The sequence below is a fragment of the Xanthomonas sp. SHU 308 genome (genome assembly GCF_000364645.1).
GTDB classification, from domain to species: domain Bacteria; phylum Pseudomonadota; class Gammaproteobacteria; order Xanthomonadales; family Xanthomonadaceae; genus Xanthomonas_A; species Xanthomonas_A sontii.
This window is the reverse complement of record NZ_AQOK01000004.1, coordinates 1-19,161: the sequence shown is the minus strand read 5'-3', so window position 1 is coordinate 19,161 and position 19,161 is coordinate 1. Positions and strand designations below refer to the sequence as shown.

Below are 19,161 nucleotides of genomic sequence, written 5' to 3'. Positions count from 1 at the left end.
GCGCCGGAGCCTCCCGGCGCGTCCACCGAGCAGCCCGCCTGGGCCAAGCGCCTGCATCGCCGCCAGCAGCTCACCCACGCCGCGACCACCGCCGCCCACACGCTGCGCGGCGGCGATGCCGGCAGCTCCAGTCCGGGGCCGAGCCTGCGCGGCGCGGACGACTGATCCATTCCTGAGGAGAACCGACCATGCGATTCAGACGACCGCGGGTGCGCTACGCCGACACGCCGGAGCCTGCCACCCCGTACCAATCCGCTGCCCAGGTCTGGGACGAGCGCATCGGCTCGGCGCGCGTGCAGGCGAAGAACTGGCGCCTGATGGCCTTTGGGTGCCTCGGGTTGGCGCTCGCGCTGGCAGGCGACCGCATCTGGCATTCCACGCAGTCGCTCGTGACGCCCTACGTCGTCGAAGTGGACAAGGAGCACGTGCGCGCCGTGGGCGAGGCCGTCACGCCGTACCAGCCGACCGATGCTCAGATCGCTTTCTACCTTGCGCAGTTCATCACTCAGGTGCGCTCGCTGTCGCTCGATCCCGTCGTGGTGCGGCAGAACTGGCTCGCCGCATACGACTACACCACCGACCGCGGCGCGGCCGTGCTCAACGAGTACGCGCGGGTGAACGATCCCTTCGCCCGCATCGGCAAGGAGTCGGTGACGGTGCAGATCACCAGCGTGACCCGGGCCAGCGATGCGTCCTTCAACGTGCGCTGGACCGAGCAGCGCTTCCTGCAGGGCGCGCCTGCGGGCACCGAGCGCTGGAACGCGGTGGTCTCCATCGTGCAGCAGACACCGCGTACCGAGCAGCGCCTGCGCAAGAACCCGCTGGGCATCTACGTCAACGGCCTGTCGTGGAGCCGCGAACTGGATTCGACTGAAGGAGCCAAGCCATGAATGCGCTTTTCCGTACTTACGCTTCCGTGCTGATGGCGGTGGCCCTGGCGGGGTGCGCCTCGCAGGGCACGCCGCCGCCGCGCATCTCGCTCGACGCGCCGGTGCAGGCACAGCCGTTGCCCGAGCCGGCCGGGCCGGTCGAGGTGGTGACGGTCCCCGAGGTGCTGCCGATGCCGGCGCAGTTGAAGCCGTTGCCGGCTGCAGAGGACGCCAGAACTGCGCCGGAGCCTGCGGACGAGACCGTGCGCGTCTCGCGCGCCAATGCCGAGGCGCGGGTGGCCCCCACCCGCGAGGGCTACGTCAATGCGATCCAGGTCTGGCCGTACACCGATGGGGCGCTGTACCAGGTCTATGCGGCCGTGGGCCGCGTGACCGTGGTGTCGCTGCAGCCGGGCGAGGAACTGGTGACGGTCGCCGCCGGCGATACCGTGCGCTGGATCGTGGGCGACACGGCGAGCGGCAGCGGCGCCGAGCTGCGGGTGAACGTGATGGTCAAGCCGGTTCGCTCGGGCCTGAAGACCAATCTCGTCATCACCACCAGCCGGCGCACCTACCTGCTGGAGCTGACCTCGACCGAGAAGACCTGGATGGCGTCGGTGTCCTGGGACTATCCGAAGGACCGCATGCTGGCGCTGCAGCGCCAGGCCAGCCGGGCGCAGGCTACGGCGCCGGTGGACGCGGGCCTGTCGCTGGAGAAGATCCGCTTCCGCTACGCCATCAGCGGCAGCAACCCGCCGTGGAAGCCGCTGCGCGCCTTCGACGATGGCGAAAAGGTCTACATCCAGTTCCCTGCGGGCATCGCCCAGGGCGAGCTGCCGCCGCTGTTCGTGATCGGCGCGGCCGGCGATGGACAACTGATGAACTACCGCTTCCGTTCGCCGTACTACATCGTGGACCGGCTGTTCGGCGCGGCCGAGCTGCGGCTGGGCGGCGGTCATGGCAAAGAGGGAAGCGAGGTGGTGCGCATCGAGCGCACGGACGGTGTGTCGGGTGCGGCGAGCGCGGCACGAGGGAATGGATCATGAGCGCCCAGGCCTCTCCATCGGCAGCGCCGCAGGCGGCGAAGGTGCCACCCGAAGCCGTGGCGCTGCGTGCGCAGCCGCGCCCGGTGACCCGGCTCAACCGGCGCATGCTGGCGGCGCTCCTGGGCGGCCTGGGTGTCGCGGTGCTGGGTGCGCTGATGTGGTCGCTGCGGCCGCAGCACCGCACCGCCGCCGAGCAGGCCGAGTTGTACAACGTCGATCGCGTGTCCAAGTCCGAAGGGCTGGACGCATTGCCTGCGGACTACGCCAAGCTGCCGCCGCCGGCGTCGACGGTGCCCGAGCTGGGGCCGCCGCTGCCGGGCGATCTGGGGCCGGCCATCGTCAAGGCGCAGACGCCGGTGACGCCGACGTACGCGCCACCGGGCCAGGCGCCGCAGGACATGGCAGGCAAGGAGGCCGATGCGGCGGCCGGGTCGTCGGTGTTCTTCCGCTCCAGCAACCAGGCCAAGGCGGCACCCGCTCCAGCCCAGGTCGCGGTGGTGGGCGCGCCTTCAGCCCTCGCGGGCTTCGATCCCTTGGCGGGCGGGCCGGCGTCGACCACCGCTCAGCCTGTCGATCCCACGGCCGTGCAGAACCGGCAGGACCAGAAAGAGGCCTTCCAGACAGCCGGTTCCACGCAGACCCGCAATTCCGGAAATCTGCAGATGCCTGCCTCGCCGTACCAGGTGATGGCCGGCACGGTGATCCCGGCAGCGCTGGTGACCGGCATCCAGTCCGATCTGCCGGGCGACGTGATCGCCACGGTGACCGAACCGGTCTACGACACGGCCACCGGCAAGTACCTGCTGATCCCGCAGGGCGCGCGCATCCTGGGCAAGTACAACAGCCAGGTGAGCTACGGCCAGAGCCGGCTGCAGATGGTGTGGAACCGGATCATCCTGCCGGACACGTCCTCGTTGACGCTGGACAACCTGGTGGGCACCGACCCCGCCGGCCACGCCGGGCTGGAGGATGGCGTGGACCGGCATTGGGGCCAGCTGCTGGCCGGCGCGGCGCTGACCACTTTGCTGGGTGTGGGCGCGGAGCTGGCCGCGCCGGAGAACCGCACCGACGGCAACCGCATCGTGATCGCCGGCCGCGACAGCGTGCAGGACAGCATCAACCATATCGGGCAGGAGCTGACGCGCCGGAACATGAACGTGCAGCCGACGCTGACCGCACGGCCGGGCCTGCCGGTGCGGGTGATCGTGAACCGTGATCTGGTGCTGCGGCCCTATCAGCCGATGTTCTTCCACCGCGGAGCCATGCCATGAGCGCGACCAAGAAGCTGCGGCTCGGGCCGCTGCCCAGGACCGAGAGCGTCAAGTTGACGTTCACGTGCCCGGCCAGCCTGAAGGCCGACCTGGACCGTTACGCCGCACTGCACGCGCAGACGTACGGCGAGGCCGTTGATGCCGTGACGTTGATACCGCACATGCTGGAGGCGTTCGTGGCAGGGGACCGCAGCTTCAGACGGGCTTCGAAGTGACTGGGCGGGAAGGGCATGTGCCGCTCCTTTCCAGCATGTGGGGAGGGCGGCCGGACGCATCGGCCGCCTGGGCCAGGGCTTCCAGGCGTTCATTGACAGACAGAACGAAGAACTTAGCCATGCGACACCAGCGCGCTCACTTCCTTCGCCATCCATGTCGGCAGGCGGGCACGCGCCGATGCGACTTCCTTCATCTCCGCCTGCGGCAGTTTGGCGCGTAGCTTGCGCAGCGCTTCACCAGCGCGCTCTGGCCCCAGCCAGGCCAGCGCCCGCACGACATCACCGGCAGCGCGGCCAGGAAAGATCAACTGCCACACCGGCGCGTGCCGGAATTCGACGGTCTGCGCTCCCAGCTTCAAACGGCGGCTCGGGCCGGAAGTCAGATAGACGGAGCGCACGGGCACTTGGGTCGTAAGGCCCAGCGCGCTCGCGGCCGCCGCACCATGCGGCACGATGGTTTCGCCGCGCTGGTTGGCCAGTCCCTCGACCATTTTGGAAGCCGAGGGGGCACGGGATCCGAAACGGCTCTCCACCGGCCGCACATAGATGCCTCGGCCAGCGCGCAGCAGGGCGCCGCGATGCACGAGTCGAGACAGCACCTGGTCCACCGCCGCCCGGTTGCCCAAATGGAGCAGTTCCTTGGCGACCAAGGGGGTTCCCTCCGGCAATCCGGCGGCGTGCTCCAGAACTTGTTTGGCAAGGGTTTGCATGGTGAGCATCTCCCAACTGGTAGAAGTATGAGTGAACTTCTGACACTTTTCAAAAGAGGAGGGCGGCCGCCCTTGCCTTGGCGCAATCGTTCTGGTCGAGAGAGTGGTAGTGCGCCGGCGACGCCGGCCGGCCATCACGTGCGTGCCCTGAGCAACCTGTCCGGCCTGGGCGAAGTGCAAGCCGCCTTGCAGCAACACTTCTCAACGCTTGTTTGCGACGCCTTCCTGGGCGGGCTTGCGCGGGCAACCAGATTACTCATGGGATGCCCTGGCAAGCAGGCGAAGAGCAACGCCGTGGCCGAGAGCTTCTTCCAGTTGCTCAAGCGCGAGCGCATCCGCCGACAGGATCTACGCACGCGCGATGACGCACGAGCCGATGTCTTCAAACACATCGAAATGTTCTACAACCAGACGAGGCGTCATTCCACAGCCGACGGGCTATCACCCGAACAGTTCGAACAACGCCATTTCCAACGGCTCAAAAGTGTCTAGAAAAACCGGGGCGATTCACAAGGCCTGTTCGATCAGGATCGAGAAGCTGCTGACCGACAATGGCAAGGAGTTCACGCACTGCCTGTTTGCCAGCAAGGAGCGCGAACCCAGTGGCCAGCACGAGTTCGACTAGCTGTGCCAGAAGCTGGGCATCGAGCACTGGCTGACAAATCTCAGGACGCTCAGAACCCATGGCATGGTGGAGCGCTTCAGTGGCCGCATCGGGGGCGTGCTCAAGACCCACCGCTTCAACAGCCGCGAGGACAGGCAGCAGGCCTTGCAGCGCTATGTGGCCCTGTACAACCACTAGTTGCCGCAGTCAGCGCTGGGCAGCAAGACGCCCATGGAGGCCATGAAAGAGTGGTACCAGGAGCGCCCGGATCTGTTTCTCAAGCGGCCATATGATCATCCGGGATGCGACATCTACGCCATTCCCTTTAACCATGCGAGCTTGGGTGGCCTGTTGCGGATGGAGTGGTCCTGTCGTACTGGAGCGGTCTCCAGCAGGTTCCAACGCATCCATGGTTGCTTACATGCTTACATTTATGTCTTTTCAATAAGATGTACTTCCACGGCATAGCCCATTAGTTGGATGCGGCTTGCGACGGCGCGTAGACTTACTTTGCTGAAAAACGGGAGGCCAAGCTGCTTGCTCCGCTGGTACGGATGTCGCATTATGCCGAACACCACTTTGTAATCGGCAGGATTTACTTTCGAACGACCATCAGGTAGCAATAGTTCAAATTTTGACTTTTTTGCAGTCTTTTGCCGCTTGATTGCCGAATCGCGCATGGATTTTCGAAAAACTGCATCGCGGACAAAGCTCTCCGCGGAGACGAGTCCCTGATTCCATAGATGGCTAATTGGCGCGGAGCCGTGGCCGTCTTTTAAGTGAATGAATTCTTTGCGGCGAGATAGAAAATCACAAGGTTCCAGATTGGCACCCTTTGCCCCCGATGGCGAAGCTTTAACTTTATCTAAGTTGAGAAGGTCGGCATTCTTATCGAGTTCCGAGATTAGCTCTTGCTCATTTTTGGCTGTGGTAGACACATGGAACGAAACTCCCAATAGAGCCTGGTAGTCTCTTTCCACAGCGTCAAAGAACTTGCTATCGATGCAGTACCATTCTCCAGAGAAAAGCACGTAGGTCTTCTTTTTATAGCTTACCTCGTATATAAAGCAATCATAGACTCTTCTCCGCCTCTGACGATCTCCTTGCCCGTCAATCACAATTCGGATCTCGTGACTGGCCTTGAGGTCTGCTATGCCAGATATTTCGTGGGGCCGACCCGCCTGTAATTCAGAGATATAGTCTTCGATGGCAAGCTCGCCAAAAGATTTCTTCGATCCTGAATTGAAGCCTATGCCGAAATATCCGAAGTCACCGGACTCTTCCGGGTCAATAATCTCCGGTAGAGTTATGTGCAAGTCAGACGGCTTTCCGTCCAGGAGTGTTTTTATTTCTTTAAAAACAACCTCATCAAGATCTCGAAGCATTTTCTTGTCTTGAACAGGAATTATTTGATCAATGAATGAGTAGTCTTTCTTGTAGTCGTTGGCGTCGAATAGCCTAAGCGCTGTTTTGCATTTTTCAGGAATTTCAGTTGCTGAGAGCTTGCTCGTTAGAGTGAGTGCATCTCTGCCAGCGAGCGCATTTGCAAATGCTGTGTCGGTGGGAACTCCTCCTGCAAGACGTAACAGATCGTTCTGTAGATCGATCCCGAAGCCCTGTAGATCGGCCTTCCTACTTGCTTGGAAGCGTTTCTGAATGGTCGTGCTGTCAAGCGTGGCAATATCAAGATTCTTTAGTGCGCCGCGCGCAACAGAGTTGAGCGTGACCTTCAGGCCGAAGTTTCGGACAAATGCATCGGGATCAAGTGCGTGGTGCCCGCTGCCGAACGTAAGCGCAAAGGTGCGAGTTCTCAATCCTTTGTCATCTGGCTGAATATCGAGAAACAACACGGCTGCGCAGCTCTTGTTCTCGAGTTTCAAGTCCCCTTGTTTGGAAAATTGGTTTACGACCCTGAGCCAAGTTGGGGGAGTTCCGGGAGCCTGTGCTGTAAACAGGCGACCAGAATCAGACTCAACCTCTGTCACAGCGCTGGTATCTCTGATCGCTTGCTTGACTGTTTTATCGGCTCGCAGCAGGCGCAGTGAGAGCGTCGTCGTAATGGCCGCATTTTTTTGTCCGAGTTGCGTGCTTTTGGGCATATGTCCCTCCATGTTCTGTCGGCGAACTCTTTAGGGTCATGGCTCTGCACGCACAGAGCTCACGGCATTTTCAAAACGTGCCCGGCTGGCTGCGCGTAGTTGTTGGAGCCCGAGCCTGCGCGCCATTGCTTGATAGATCCCTTCGCCTTCACTGCCCTGTGCGATGACGGCGCGAGCCAGTGAAGCCAGTTCTGTGAGACTGATCTCGTCAGCTGCCCGCACGCTGTCCTCGTCGGCGGGCCCGCGGAAGGGAGGCTCTGCCGCAGGATCGAGATGCTCGGGCCAATAGAACGTGCCGACCCCTTCATCGGTCGTGCGGTAGCGGGCGCGCGCAATTTGGAACACGCGCTCCCGGATGCGTCCACCGGTACGCAGCCAGCCGTGGGCACGGGCAATGCGGCGGGCCAGCAGGGCGTCGAGCACGGGGCCTTCATGATCGATGACGTGAGCGATCATGGCCGACAAGGTGTCGTTGTAATCCCCGTCGAAGAATCGATCTGGATTGGCGCCAGAGACAGCTTCAGCGGGGTTCGTGACCCGATAGAGCAAGACCTCCGATGGCGCTGTTTCGGCGGTATCGGCATGGGCTGGCGCTGCAGAGGCCTGACGAGCAAAGACTTCTTCGACGTGCTCCGATCGAGCGTTGGACGGGGCTTCCAGCGTGTCCGGTGCCGCATCCAGGATTGGGGCCACTTTTTCTTCGTTCGGCTTCGTCGTTGATGCCATGGCTTGCGCAATGGCCGCTTGCGCCAGGCGCTCGGCCTCGGCTTCGCGCTCGGCCTGTTCGGCGCGCCGCTCACGCTGGGCCGTGAGCACGGCTTGCAGCCGAGCATCCAGCCTGTCGAGCGTGCCAGCGGGATCGATCCACCAATCGGTGGACCAGACCCGCACTATGTCCCATCCCAGGCCACGCAGGACCTGCTCACGCAGCTTGTCACGATCGCGTGCGGTGGCGCTGCGATGGTAGGTGGCGCCGTCGCATTCCACGCCGGCTAGGTAACGTCCGGGTGCATCGGGATCGACGATGCCGAGGTCTACGCGGAACGACGATGCGCCAATTTGCGGCTGGACTTGCCAGCCACGCTGTGCAAGCGCAGTGGCTACGGCCTGTTCAAAGGGGCTGTCGAAGCCGCCAAGGCTGCCTCTGTTCGCTTCCGCCAGCGCGCGAGCGCCGCGTTCGGCGAACTCGAGGAAATGCTTGAGATCGCGTACGCCGATGGCCTGAGTGCGTGCCAAGTCCATCTGTTCGGCGCGGAAGCTGGCGAACACGCGCAGCTCGTGCCGTGCCCGGGTGATGGCCACATTGAGCCGGCGCTCGCCGCCCTGGCGATTGAGCGGGCCGAAGTTCATGGCGAGTTGGCCTGTAGGGTCCGGTCCGTAGGTGATGGAGAAGTAGATGAGATCGCGCTCGTCCCCTTGCACGCTTTCCAGGTTCTTGACGAATAACGGCTCAAGTTCGCTCTCGGCGAAGTAGGGCTCCAGTCGCGGGTCCTTTCGTCGGGCCTCGTCGAGCAAGTCTTCGATCAGCTTCTGCTGTTCCGCGTTGAACGTGACCACCCCGATCGTGAGCCCGCTTTCGCGGAAACCTGGCGTCGTCAAGCGCGCCACGACATCGGAGACCAGGGCCTTGGCTTCGGCAGGATTGGTCCGCGTTCCTCCCTTCTGGTACGCACCCGAGATCAGCTGCAGGCTGACCGCGCGATCGTTGGTGACGGGGGAGGGGAAGGTGACCAGTTCGCCGTCGTAATAGGCATGATTGGAGAAGGCGATCAGGCTTTCATGGCGGGAGCGGTAGTGCCAGTTCAGATGTCGTGTCGGCAGGTTGGCGCCGATGCACTCGTCGAGGATGCTTTCCAGGTCGGCCTCGACGTCTTCGTCGTCCAGTCCGGATTCGGCACGGTCGAAGAAAGACGTCGGCGGCAGCTGCTTGGGATCGCCGACCATGACGACCTGGCGGCCGCGGGCGATGGCGCCGATGGCGTCCCACACCGGGATCTGTGAGGCCTCGTCAAAGATCACCAGGTCGAAGGCATTGGTCCCCGCCTGGAGGTACTGCGCAATGGACAGTGGGCTCATCAGCAAGCAGGGGGTGAGTCTGGTCAGCGCCTCGGGGATCTGGGCCATCAGTTCCCTCAGGGGCAGGTGCGCACGCTTCTTGCCAATCTCGTGCCGCAACACGCCCCATTCGGAGTTGCGGCTGACGTTGTCCTGCGAGGGCAGGTCGGCGCACAGGCGGGCACGCAGCCAGTCCCGGGTCAGGGCGGTGAAGCGTTCGTCGAGCTCCCGGAAGTCGCGGATACGTTGTTCGTGTTCGGCGCTGACGAAGCTACGGATGACCGGCTCATGATCGACCACGGCGTTGAGCCACCAACGTGCGTAGTTGGTTTCGAACGTTCGGCGGGCCTGGCCTGGTCCGACATGGCCTTGTTCGATCCCCCGCACCAGCATGGCCAGCCCAAGCGCAAGCGCTTCGCCGCGTGCCTGGCGCCAGGCGCACCAACTGCGCAGGCTGTGTTCTGCGCGCACGATGGATTGGCTTTGTGCGATGAGCCCGTCGAGCGACAAGGACTGCCATTGCATACGGGCATCCTCGGCGAGGCATCCGACTGCCGCGAACCTCTCCTGCCGGGGAAGCATCTGCTCGCGTTGCTCCACGTATCGAGCGCCGGCCAGAACAATGCGGCCTCCCGGCTCCAGCAATGTATTGGCATCGCCCAACAGGGCATGCAGTGGCGCCTTGCAGGCTGAAATTTGTTCCGGCGTTGTGGCCAGACGCGCCAGCACGGCAGCCAGATCCTCTCGGAGTTTGCAGGCCTGCGCGAGCTCTTCCAGAGGGGTGCCCAGTCCTTTCCATAGCCCGGCGGTGGACTCACGCAAGTCGTCCAGAGCCGCCAACGCTTGTTCGGTTTCGGTCCGCTGGCGCAGCGTCTGAAGATCGCGCTCAAGCGTGGGGCCGCATGCACCTTCCTCGACCAACGGGTAGGTCGCGTCCAGGGAGCCTTGTTGCAGATGCCGTCGCCGATCGCTCAAAAAGTCCAATGCGGCCCGCAGGCGGTCCACGTGCGTGGCGTGGCCGGCCCATAAGCCGTCGGTCATCTTCTCCAGCGAAGCATGGGCGGCAATGTCTTGGTCCAGCTGGCGCAGTCGGCGCGCCCTCCGCAAATCGGCTTGCAGTGGGGCACCACATTGGCCGTCCGCGATGGCGTCGAAGTCATCGTCGTCCCACTCCCGGCCTTCGCGCACAGCGGCCAGGGCGATCTGCCAGCGAAGGGCCGTGCGTACCTTGTCCTCGTTGGTATCCAGTCCCGCCCAGACCGGTGCACATTCCTGCGCGGGAGCAAGGGCTTGAACTTGCTGGCGCAAGTCACGGATGGCATTCCAATGCTGTAGATCGTTGCTGACGTCGGGCTGGGATCCTCCCTTGATGGCGCCGGACAATTGCGCCGCGACTTTGCGTTTGCCCAGCCAGGAGTTAGGCCAGATCGCCTGCTCTGCTTGTGCCCATTTCCGCTGCAATTCGGCAACGTCGAGTTGTTCAATCGACGTGTCATACGAGGCCGACAGCGCTGCATGGTGCTGCGCGATTTGGGCCAGCAGACCGAGCCCTTGGTTCAGCTGCACGACAGTGCGGGGCGCCCAAGGCTCTCCGAGCTGTTCGTGAATCTGCCGATGTTCGGTGAGCGCTGTCAGGCCGTCGGTGCAGGCAGTCACGACTGAAGTGGGCCATGGTGTGGAGAGTTGCGCATTCAGTTCGGCATGGCGACGCACCAATGTTGCGCCTTCCTGCAGGCGCTGACTCAGCGTGCGTGCATCAGGGCGCAGGACGAAGCGCCAATCGTGCCCGGCTGCCGTTGGCAGGCATTGGGCCAGGGTGAGAAGTGCTTCGCAGGCGTCGGGCGTCAACGTGGGCGAAGGCAGGCCGATGGCCTGGACCAATGCGTCGGCGGATTCGATCATGGCCTGGGCGGTGGGAAGGACGTCGCGCGCCGCCGTGATCAGTTGCTGCTGCCAAGTGGGTGACCAGTCTCCCTGGCCGATGAGGGCCAAGGGGTGCTGTGCAAGCGTGGCATGGCCGATGGCTTGCGCGTTGACTTCCAGCCGGTCCACCGCATGGCGTAGCTGCTCGATGCCCGCACGATCGTGCTGATCGGCCACGGGCCAGGCGACTTCGAGGGGCGGGATGTCGTGTCCTGCGCTCACGGTGCCGATTGCGTCGAACAGGCTCAGACCGTTGCGGCGGCGCTGATGCAGGCGTTCGACATAAACGTTCAGCGCATCGCGCAGATGCTTGAGCTTGTCGGCCTCTGCCCGCCACTGCTCGGCGTCTGCCTGGCCACTGCTGGACCAAGCCGACTGCAACTGGGCCAGCACGTCGAGCTTGCGGGCCTTGCTTGAGTGCAGCTCCAGGCAGAACTCACCCAAGCCGATTTCGCGCAGGCGCCGGTAGACGACGTCCAGCGCCGCAATCTTTTCGGACACGAAGAGCACACGCCGGCCCTGCGCCAGGGATTGGGCGATCAGGTTGGCGATGGTTTGGCTCTTGCCGGTCCCCGGTGGACCGATCAGGACGAAGTCCTTGCCCTGGGAGGCGGCCAGCACGGCCGACAACTGCGAGGAATCCGCCGGCAGGGGGCAGAACACCTGCTCAGGGGTGAAGTGCTGGTCCAGTTCTCGCACTTGCGGGAACGGCGCACCCGGTGGATACGCATCGCGTGGCGTGTCCAGCAGGTGGCGCACGACCGGGTTCTCGCGCAACTGTTCGCTGCGCTCGGCCAGATCTTTCCACATCAGATACTTGGCGAACGAGAACATGGATAGCACGACGTCCTCGGTCACTTCCCAGCCCTTGATGTCCTTGACGGCGTGGCCGACGGCTTTCCAAACCGCCGCGACGTCCAGGCCGGCCTCGTCTCGCGGCAGCTCGCCTTCGAGGGTACCCAGGCTCAGCTCGAAGTCCTGGCGCAGCATTTCGATCAGAGTGGGATTAAAGCGGGGCTCATCGTCATGCAAGCTGAGCGTGAAGCCCGAGCGGGCGCTCTTGCGTTGCAGGCTTACCGGTACCAGGATCAACGGGGCGCGGTAGCGCTGACCGTCTCGGTCTTCGCGGGTCCAGGATAGAAAGCCGAGGGCGAGATAGAGCGTGTTGGCACCGCCTTCCTGCAACGTCGTGCGGGCGCTGCGGAATAGCTCGGTCAGCCGTGTGTCGAGTTCGGTTTCGGAAACGCCGACGAAAACCTCGCGTTTCTGCAGCGCTTCGAGCGCGTGTGCGCGGCGCACGTTTTCTCGTTCGCGCGCTTCGTAGATGGCCTGATCGCGCGGGTCGGCCCCGTCCATCAAGTCTGGGCGCGGTCGCAGCTTCAGGGGCTGGCCGCTGGCCAGCAGGTCTTCCAGCGCACCGGGGTCTGGCGCCTCCAGCTTGAGTGCTTTCTTGCCGCCTTTGAAGTTGAGCAGGTTGTTGCGAAGAGAAAGGTCCAGTAGTTTGCGTTGCCAGCGGAGCAGCCTGTCCTTGGGGTCGAGCTGGCTGGCATCTTCTGCATTGGCCGGGGGGCTATCGGGCAGGTCCGGCGCGTCTTCGAACTTTGGCAGCGCAGGCGTCGATGAAGAAACTTCAGTGTCTGGCGCAGTGGTAACCGGGGCCTCCGCACTGGCCAATGGCTTGATGCGCTGCAGACGTGCCCGGCGGATGTCGACGGCCAAGCGGAATCCCTCATCCTGAGTCTCGTCCACCTGCTGAGCGCCGCGTTCGGTGGCATAGCTGAAAGGGGCCGTGGGGCGCTGGGTGATCAGCGTGGTCTCAAATAGAACCAGTTCCTTGAGCCTGAGGCGTTTGCGCAGGGCGGTCACATCGTCGACGACGGTGGTGGAGAATTCTGCGGATTGAAGCCAGACGCCGGCGAAGGCATGGCCTTCGGTGAAGACCAGCAGTGGGTTCAATCCTGCTTGTTCGAGTGCGGCACAGAACAGCAGGGCAAGGTCAAAGCAGGTTCCAAGGCCCGAGCTTTCGATCTGGCCGGGACTGCGCACCTTCTGGCCCGCCTGCTCGAAACTGGCGGGAGGCAACGCGTAGTCCAACTGCATGGCAGCCACGGCTCCCCATAGGGCCGATGCCAGTTCCCAGGCACGCTTGGCGCCACCGGCATACCCGTCCAGCGCAGGGGTGCGACCATGTTGACGCAAAACCTCCGCTGTGCGTTTGAGCAGCCTATCCACGGCAGGATCGTTGGGCTGCACGAACGCGGCGACCAAGTCGGGCAGATGCGAGATGCCGCCCCATTGATTGCGAGGCAGCAACTCCAGACGGACATCACGTTGCGCAAGGGCTGGGGTGGATGCATCCGCATCTGCTGCGCGCAATTCCAGCGAGACCGTGGCCATCTCCGCTTCGGTCAACCGTGCCAGCAGTCCGCCATCCAGGTTCAGATCCAGGTCGCGGATGGGATAGCGAGACCGTGCCGCAAGCGCATCGATTCGCCAGCGGCGTGGCTTCAAGAAGGGCGGGTCGGAAGTCAGGAGCAACTCGACCTGTTCATGCGACTGGTCGGTCTCGTTGATTAGGGAGAGATCCCGGATCAGCGGGACCGCATTCTGAAAATCCGCCAAGTTCAATTTGGCGATCAGGGTGACGTCGATCTTCAGTTCGGCCACGATGGTCGAATCTTCCGGTTTGGCCTCGTCCATGGAATCCCCTCTGCTGCACCGCCGTGGTATTGATTACGCCCGGTTACTCCCCAGCAAGATATTAGCTCCAGTTGATCGGAATCTTCTGCAAGCAAGTCTGCGCCTAAGACGTGCGCCTCCCAACAATGAGCAGCTTGGTATGAGCCAATCGACTGCGCGGCGGGCCGGCAACACCGACTAAGCGCACACAGACATTTATTTGTAATTCAGATATTTGACGTATATCTGTTTTTCAGCTATCTTGCGAATATCTGGATACCGGGTACTCGCCATGCCAGCCACGTCACTTCCTCTGGTCACTGCCTCCCAACTCGGCTTGATGCTGCAGGCCGCACGTAAGACTCACGGCCTGACCCAGTCGGCGCTGGCAGCGCGCATTGGCTTGAGCCAGTCGCGGGTCTCTCATCTGGAACTCCACGCCCACGAACTGAGCGTGGAGCAACTGCTTGCATGGTGCGCAGCGCTGGGCCTGGAGTTGGCGGTGGGGGCCCGGGGCGAGGTCGCGGTGTCGCCGGCGCCGACCACGGAGTGGTGACATGGGGCGCCGATCACGCAGCCGCAGCCTGTCTATCTGGACCAACGGGGTTCGCGTTGGTCGATGGACGATTCCCGCTCGCGGAGAGATGGAACTGCAGTACGACGCGGACTGGCTGGCTGCTGACCTGGGCCGACCTCTGTCCTTGTCACTGCCGTTCAACCTGCAGAACCTCCCGGTCAAGGGCGAGAAGGTCGCCAACTATTTTGACAACCTGCTGCCGGACAGCGACGGTATCCGTCGCCGCGTGGCCGAGCGATTCAAAACCGGTTCGACCGAGCCGTTCGACTTGCTGAAGGCCATCGGGCGCGATTGCATGGGCGCCGTCCAGATCCTGGATGAGGATGAGGTGCCTGCAGGTTTTGATCGTATAGAGGGGGTGCCGTTGTCCGAGGAGGATATCGAACGCCACTTGATCGGAACCGTTTCGCCGCAGGCCTTCGCTGCGGGCCGGGACCCGGATGCGGAATTTCGCATCTCGCTGGCAGGTGCGCAGGAGAAGACGGCTTTCCTCTGGTGGGATGGGCAGTGGCTCGCGCCGCGGGGGGCCACGCCGACCAGCCATATCTTCAAGCTTCCGCTCGGTCTGATGGGCGGGCGGCGTGCGGACTTCAGCACGTCCGTCGACAACGAATGGCTGTGCCTGCGGCTGCTGAAGGCCTATGGGTTGCCAGTGGCGGACGCCCGCATCGCGACCTTCGGCCAGCAGCGCGTGCTGGTGGTGGAGCGTTTCGACCGGCGCGTCGCACCCAATGGACAGTGGCTCATGCGTTTGCCACAGGAAGACTTTTGCCAGGTGGAGGGGTGCTCGCCATTGCGCAAGTACGAGAACGAGGGCGGCCCAGGGCTGAAGGCCTTGTTTGGCACGCTCCGGCAATCGGTGAACGCCGAAGCCGACATGACGACGTTGATGGCCGCGCAGGTGCTGTTCTGGTTGCTGCGCGCACCCGATGGCCACGCCAAGAACTTCAGCATCCAGCTTTTGGCACGCGGTCGTTTTCAACTGGCACCGCTGTATGACGTGATGTCGGTCTACCCGGTGTTGGGCGAGGGCCCCAACCAGTGGTCACCATATGAGATCAAGTTGGCGATGGCGCTGCTCGGCAAGAACCGCCACTACGAGATGCACGGCATCCAGCGCAGACACTTCAACACTACCTCGCAGAAAGTTGGCTATGCATCCACCGCCGAGCCGATCATCGAAGAACTTCTTGTACGCACACCAGCGGCCATTGCCGAAGTGCAAGCCGACTTGCCGAAGGACTTCTCACCGCGTGTTTGCGATGCCATCCTAGGAGGGCTTGCGCAGGCGGCCAGATCACTCGGTGGGATGACCCCGTAATCAGGCGAAGAGCAGGGGTTTCAGGGCGGGTTCGAGCGCGCTAAGATGCAACCTGATCGACGATAAGGTCGCAGGTGTCGCTGCCGCGCAAATCGCTCCATAACCCGCGCCAGTAAAAGATTTGCGCCTTTGACGGTAAAAGCGACGGTAAGGCCTGATGTCGATCTACGCCATTCCCTTTAACCATGCGGGTTTGGGTGGCCTGTTGATGATGGAGTGGGAGTGAGGTGACCTCCTTCGTGGGCGGCGCTGGCTGATCGGCGCGCCCTGAAGCAGGCTTGGCATTTCGGTCGTGTTCCGGCTCGCCTTCCAGCATCGCGTCCAGCAGGTCGCTGTCCGTCAACTCGGGATGCCGTAGCTTCGGCGAGTGATACGGCGTGTCTTTCTCCCGAAGAACCTCTCGTGCCGTCAGCCCGGATGCGGCGATCGGCTCCACAAGTCGCTTCCGGCTTGGAGGCATCTTGAGGTATTCGACGACCTGTGGGAGTGCTCCCGCGTGACGGATCAGGGCGAGGTGTTGCGCGAGGTGCCGCATTCCGGGTTGTGGCAGATCACGGCCTTCATGGCGCGGTCTTTGCCGCCTGGCTGGCTTCGACCGCGCCTGCGGCCGCCGCCAGTGCAGCGGCGGCCTGCGTATCCTTGCGCTCGCTGTAGCGGTCGACCATGTAGTCGCTGCGGCCGCGCACCAGATAGGTGAACTTCACCAGTTCCTCCATGACGTCCACCACGCGGTCGTAGTACGCCGATGGTTTCATGCGGCCATTGGCGTCGAACTCCTGCCAGGCCTTGGGCACCGACGACTGATTCGGGATGGTCACCATCCGCATCCAGCGACCAAGCAGGCGCAGCGCGTTGACCACGTTGAAGGATTGCGATCCACCGCAGACCTGCATCACCGCGAGCGTGCGTCCCTGCGTCGGGCGGACGCTGCCTTCCTGCAGGGGCAGCCAGTCGATCTGGTTCTTGAAGACCGACGACACCGCGCCATGACGTTCGGGGCTCACCCAGACCTGGCCTTCCGACCACAGGGAAGCGGCGCGCAGTTCCTGCACCTTCGGATGGTCCGGGCCGACGGCATCGACCATGGGCAGGTCGTGCGGATCGAAAACGCGGGTCTCGGCGCCGAAGTAGTCGAGCAGCCGTTGCGCTTCCAGTGCCAGCTTTCGGCTGTAGGACTCCGGACGCAGCGATCCATACAGGATCAGGATGCGCGGCTTGTGCTCGGCATCGCCGGCGGCCAGGCGCGCGCGATCCGCTGCGGGCGCAAGCGTTGCATCCAGATTGGGAAGGTCCATGATGGATTGCCTGGGTTGATTAATTCAATTATTCTAAAATAATGGAACATTTGACCGCAACCAAGGCCTTGTCGGCATTGGGCCACGAGACCCGTCTGGCCATCTTCCGGCTGCTCGTCCAGGCCGGACCGGCGGGCAAGCTGGCGGGCGAGATCGCCAGCGCGCTGACCCTGCCGGGGCCGACCCTGTCCTTCCACCTGAAGGAGTTGGCTGCTGTCGGAATGATCCGCGCCGAGCAACGGGGCAGGACGGTCTGCTATCGCGCCGAGTTCGACACGATGACGCGCCTGCTCGATTACCTGACCGAGAACTGCTGCGGCGGCGACGCAGGTTGTGGAGAGCGACGGATTTGCTGACGCTTGACGATTCGATGCGGGATGGCTGCGACATGAGCGTGGGCACGGCTCATGCGGCGCCGACGGCGCATCGCCAGGCAGTCGCCAACCGCCGTGTCGTTCTTCTGCACATACCGAGGTGATGTCATGGACGTGGTGATCAGCCTGGCGCAGTTCGATCCGCAGACGGAAGAACTGCTGCAGTCCTCGGGGTTGCCCACCTCCGACCTGATCGCCGGTCACGCGTCGCGACAGTTCCTTGCCGCGCGTCGGGGTGGGTTGCTCGGCACCGTGGCTGTCGAATTCCATGGCGAACATGGCGTGCTGCGTTCGTTGTGCGTCGCGGAGGGGCATCGCGGTGATGGCCTCGGGCGTCGGCTGGTTCGGGAGGCGGAGCGCCTGGCTGTGCAGCGTGAGGTGCTTGCCTTGTATCTGCTGACCACGACGGCGCAGGATGTGTTCGCCGCCATGGGCTACGTGCAGTGCGACCGGGGGCAGGTGCCGCCGCTGGTCGGGGCGTCGAGCCAGTTCGAACGCCTCTGTCCGTCCAGCGCCGTCTGCATGTCGAAGCGGCTGTGATCCAGGCCATCAACAAAGGAAGCCGGTGACCGTGACAGCGACCATCGTTTCGGCCAGTCCCGTGCATGCCCAGCGCATCGCGGACATCTACAACCACTACATCGCCAACACGTGCGTCACGTTCGAACTGGATGCCGTGACGTCGGCCGACATGGCCAGGCGCATTGAAGACGTACAGAGCGTCGGCCTTCCGTGGCTTGTGGCGCTGGTGGGCGACGAGGTTGCCGGGTATGCCTACGCCACACAATGGAGAGCGAGAAAGGCGTACCAGCGTTCGGTGGAATCCACGATCTACCTGGCTGATGGGCATCGCGGGCGAGGGCTGGGCGCTTTCCTGTATGGCGCGCTGCTGGAAACACTGCGACGGCTGGAGTTGCACGCAGTCATCGGCGGTGTCGCTCAACCGAACGATGCAAGTGCCCGGCTGCACGAGGCGCTGGGGTTCAAGAAGGTCGCGCACTTCGAGCAGGTCGGTTACAAGCTCGGCCATTGGGTGGATGTCGCTTACTGGCAGTTGCTTCTTCCAGTCGCGCCCCACGAAAACGGAGTCTGACTAACGCCGCTGGTAGACGTCGCCCTGAACCAAGACCTGATCTTGCTCCGGCGCCTCGTCGAAACGTCGATGCGCTTCGGCAATGGCGCGTTGATTCTCGTTCGCCCAATGGACCAGCGCCATGACCGGCTTCAATAGCGTGCGTCCAAGGTCGGTCAGTGCGTAATCGACGCGCGGAGGAATCGTCGGATACAGCGTGGGCGTGACCAATCCGTCGCGTTCCAGTCCGCGCAGGGTCAGCGTCAGCATGCGCTGGGAAATGCCGTCGATGCCACGCTTCAATGCGTTGAAGCGCTGCGGGCCGTTCGCCAGCGTGGCGACGATGTAGAGACTCCACTTGTCGCCGATGCGATCCATGATCTGACGCGTCCCCAGGCAGCCACCCGCATCAGGTGCAGGAACGTCGACAGCTGGGTCGATGTGACCAGGTGACATCCGGTCACGCGTGTGCCGGCACGGCGCTGCGCTTGAATCGCGCATCGCCAGGACACGCCTCCCAGCGCAACTCGCCGGTGTAGCGCCAAGCCATGTGCCCGTCGTCGTCCAGCGCAAACAGATGCAGCCAGCGATTGTCGAACAGCGCGCGAACCTGCGGATGGCGTTCGAGGATGTCGGTGATCGCGTCTGTCGGTGCTTCGATCAGCACCGACAGCCGCAGCGGTTCGTGGATGAGCCGTTCGCCGTCGTGGACCGATTGCCACGGGAGCCCGCCGCGCAGCAGGCCGCCGTTGCCCTCGACCACGCCGATGCCGCCGGTGACGTTGTGCAGCAGCTTGTTGCCCGCGCCGAAGACCTCGGGTGCGACGGTCGAGCCGTAGTACTGCAGGCTGATCCAGCTGGCGACCACGACCGGTGCGGTCAGGATCAATTCCATCACACCGAAACCTTCGTCGCGCCGCCAATCGTAGTCGTGCAGGAAGGCGCGTCCTGCCAGGTCGCGCCCGGCCGTGCGCGCGCGCGGCGCGGCGATGAAGGCCTGGCAGCCGGCCAGCGCCCATTCCGGGCGCAGCTCGGCCCAGTCGCGGGCGCG

General features: G+C 63.4%; 17 protein-coding genes and 2 pseudogenes. 12 read left to right on the top strand and 7 right to left on the bottom strand.

Translation table 11 applies throughout. From position 1 onward, the window contains the following. From D588_RS27080 to D588_RS0100200, 5 genes and pseudogenes are all read left to right on the top strand, one after another. Positions 1-165, top strand: a pseudogene (locus D588_RS27080) (P-type conjugative transfer protein TrbL); the annotation flags it as partial. Positions 166-188: 23 nt separating this feature from the next. Next, a complete protein-coding gene (gene trbF, locus D588_RS0100215; RefSeq protein WP_026143199.1) occupies positions 189-890 on the top strand; it encodes a conjugal transfer protein TrbF in 702 nt (233 codons plus the stop codon). After that, complete coding sequence (trbG, locus tag D588_RS23700) at positions 887-1,915, top strand: P-type conjugative transfer protein TrbG (protein WP_043082823.1); 1,029 nt, start codon at positions 887-889, stop codon at positions 1,913-1,915. The genes trbF and trbG overlap by 4 nt, the downstream gene beginning before the upstream one ends. Continuing rightward, positions 1,912-3,186: a TrbI/VirB10 family protein gene (locus tag D588_RS0100205; RefSeq protein ID WP_017914559.1), complete on the top strand. Its 1,275-nt coding sequence runs from the start codon at positions 1,912-1,914 to the stop codon at positions 3,184-3,186. The genes trbG and D588_RS0100205 overlap by 4 nt, the downstream gene beginning before the upstream one ends. Next, complete coding sequence (locus D588_RS0100200) at positions 3,183-3,401, top strand: DUF2274 domain-containing protein (RefSeq protein ID WP_017914558.1); 219 nt, start codon at positions 3,183-3,185, stop codon at positions 3,399-3,401. The genes D588_RS0100205 and D588_RS0100200 overlap by 4 nt, the downstream gene beginning before the upstream one ends. A gap of 113 nt (positions 3,402-3,514) precedes the next feature. On the opposite strand, the gene D588_RS0100195 is transcribed toward D588_RS0100200, so the two are convergent. Then, complete coding sequence (locus D588_RS0100195) at positions 3,515-4,111, bottom strand: DUF6088 family protein (RefSeq protein ID WP_026143198.1); 597 nt, start codon at positions 4,109-4,111, stop codon at positions 3,515-3,517. Between D588_RS0100195 and D588_RS28690 the strand changes: the two genes are divergently transcribed. Next, a complete protein-coding gene (locus D588_RS28690) occupies positions 4,028-4,603 on the top strand; it encodes an IS3 family transposase (protein WP_319017674.1) in 576 nt (191 codons plus the stop codon). The genes D588_RS0100195 and D588_RS28690 overlap by 84 nt on opposite strands. A gap of 1 nt (position 4,604) precedes the next feature. Continuing rightward, positions 4,605-5,024, top strand: a pseudogene (locus tag D588_RS26210) (integrase core domain-containing protein); the annotation flags it as partial. A gap of 122 nt (positions 5,025-5,146) precedes the next feature. Here D588_RS26210 and D588_RS26205 read toward each other — a convergent pair. Next, complete coding sequence (locus D588_RS26205) at positions 5,147-6,814, bottom strand: DUF6119 family protein (protein WP_198526714.1); 1,668 nt, start codon at positions 6,812-6,814, stop codon at positions 5,147-5,149. Between the two features lie 36 nt (positions 6,815-6,850). Next, positions 6,851-13,492, bottom strand: a complete 6,642-nt coding sequence (locus D588_RS0100175; protein WP_017914553.1) for a DUF3320 domain-containing protein — start codon at positions 13,490-13,492, stop codon at positions 6,851-6,853. Positions 13,493-13,808: 316 nt separating this feature from the next. On the opposite strand from D588_RS0100175, the gene D588_RS0100170 reads away from it, so the two are divergent. Both D588_RS0100170 and D588_RS0100165 read left to right on the top strand, forming a co-directional pair. Beyond that, on the top strand, positions 13,809-14,027 hold the full coding sequence (locus D588_RS0100170; RefSeq protein WP_255325420.1) for a helix-turn-helix transcriptional regulator: 219 nt from the start codon (positions 13,809-13,811) through the stop codon (positions 14,025-14,027). A 1-nt stretch (position 14,028) separates the two neighbouring features. Then, the gene (locus D588_RS0100165) at positions 14,029-15,369 is read left to right on the top strand and encodes a type II toxin-antitoxin system HipA family toxin (protein ID WP_026143196.1); all 1,341 of its coding nucleotides are present in this window, start codon (positions 14,029-14,031) and stop codon (positions 15,367-15,369) included. Between the two features lie 40 nt (positions 15,370-15,409). Here D588_RS0100165 and D588_RS28760 read toward each other — a convergent pair whose 3' ends face one another. Together D588_RS28760 and arsH are read right to left on the bottom strand one after the other, a co-directional pair. After that, positions 15,410-15,805 (bottom strand): hypothetical protein, encoded by a 396-nt coding sequence (locus tag D588_RS28760; RefSeq protein WP_157836381.1) that lies wholly within the window; start codon positions 15,803-15,805, stop codon positions 15,410-15,412. A 124-nt stretch (positions 15,806-15,929) separates the two neighbouring features. Next, positions 15,930-16,664, bottom strand: coding sequence for an arsenical resistance protein ArsH (gene arsH, locus D588_RS0100160; RefSeq protein ID WP_017914550.1), 735 nt, complete (start codon positions 16,662-16,664; stop codon positions 15,930-15,932). Between the two features lie 41 nt (positions 16,665-16,705). Between arsH and D588_RS0100155 the strand changes: the two genes are divergently transcribed. The 3 genes from D588_RS0100155 to D588_RS0100145 all read left to right on the top strand — a co-directional run bounded on the left by D588_RS0100155 (position 16,706) and on the right by D588_RS0100145 (position 18,131). Continuing rightward, entirely contained in the window at positions 16,706-17,020 is a 315-nt protein-coding gene (locus tag D588_RS0100155) for a metalloregulator ArsR/SmtB family transcription factor (RefSeq protein ID WP_017914549.1), read from the top strand. Positions 17,021-17,146: 126 nt separating this feature from the next. Next, positions 17,147-17,578 carry an arsenic resistance N-acetyltransferase ArsN2 gene (gene arsN2 / locus D588_RS0100150; RefSeq protein WP_017908088.1) on the top strand — a complete coding sequence of 144 codons (432 nt, stop codon included), beginning with the start codon at positions 17,147-17,149 and terminating at the stop codon, positions 17,576-17,578. A gap of 31 nt (positions 17,579-17,609) precedes the next feature. Then, positions 17,610-18,131 carry an arsinothricin resistance N-acetyltransferase ArsN1 family B gene (locus D588_RS0100145; protein WP_026143194.1) on the top strand — a complete coding sequence of 174 codons (522 nt, stop codon included), beginning with the start codon at positions 17,610-17,612 and terminating at the stop codon, positions 18,129-18,131. Here D588_RS0100145 and D588_RS23690 read toward each other — a convergent pair whose 3' ends face one another. Together D588_RS23690 and D588_RS23685 are read right to left on the bottom strand one after the other, a co-directional pair. Further along, complete coding sequence (locus tag D588_RS23690; protein WP_017914547.1) at positions 18,132-18,488, bottom strand: helix-turn-helix domain-containing protein; 357 nt, start codon at positions 18,486-18,488, stop codon at positions 18,132-18,134. Positions 18,489-18,570: 82 nt separating this feature from the next. Next, positions 18,571-19,161, bottom strand: a 591-nt coding sequence (locus tag D588_RS23685) for a putative inorganic carbon transporter subunit DabA (RefSeq protein ID WP_043082820.1), incomplete at its 5' end; no start/stop codon positions are given.

Bases quoted from the DNA above. Each gene is read 5' to 3' on its own strand.
- trbF (WP_026143199.1), top strand. From the start codon at position 189: ATGCGATTCAGACGACCGCGGGTGCGCTACGCCGACACGCCGGAGCCT.
- trbG (WP_043082823.1), top strand. From the start codon at position 887: ATGAATGCGCTTTTCCGTACTTACGCTTCCGTGCTGATGGCGGTGGCC.
- D588_RS0100205 (WP_017914559.1), top strand. From the start codon at position 1,912: ATGAGCGCCCAGGCCTCTCCATCGGCAGCGCCGCAGGCGGCGAAGGTG.
- D588_RS0100200 (WP_017914558.1), top strand. From the start codon at position 3,183: ATGAGCGCGACCAAGAAGCTGCGGCTCGGGCCGCTGCCCAGGACCGAG.
- D588_RS28690 (WP_319017674.1), top strand. From the start codon at position 4,028: ATGGAGCAGTTCCTTGGCGACCAAGGGGGTTCCCTCCGGCAATCCGGC.
- D588_RS0100195 (WP_026143198.1), bottom strand. From the start codon at position 4,111: ATGCAAACCCTTGCCAAACAAGTTCTGGAGCACGCCGCCGGATTGCCG.
- D588_RS26205 (WP_198526714.1), bottom strand. From the start codon at position 6,814: ATGCCCAAAAGCACGCAACTCGGACAAAAAAATGCGGCCATTACGACG.
- D588_RS0100175 (WP_017914553.1), bottom strand. From the start codon at position 13,492: ATGGACGAGGCCAAACCGGAAGATTCGACCATCGTGGCCGAACTGAAG.
- D588_RS0100165 (WP_026143196.1), top strand. From the start codon at position 14,029: ATGGGGCGCCGATCACGCAGCCGCAGCCTGTCTATCTGGACCAACGGG.
- arsH (WP_017914550.1), bottom strand. From the start codon at position 16,664: ATGGACCTTCCCAATCTGGATGCAACGCTTGCGCCCGCAGCGGATCGC.
- D588_RS0100155 (WP_017914549.1), top strand. From the start codon at position 16,706: ATGGAACATTTGACCGCAACCAAGGCCTTGTCGGCATTGGGCCACGAG.
- arsN2 (WP_017908088.1), top strand. From the start codon at position 17,147: ATGGACGTGGTGATCAGCCTGGCGCAGTTCGATCCGCAGACGGAAGAA.
- D588_RS23690 (WP_017914547.1), bottom strand. From the start codon at position 18,488: ATGGATCGCATCGGCGACAAGTGGAGTCTCTACATCGTCGCCACGCTG.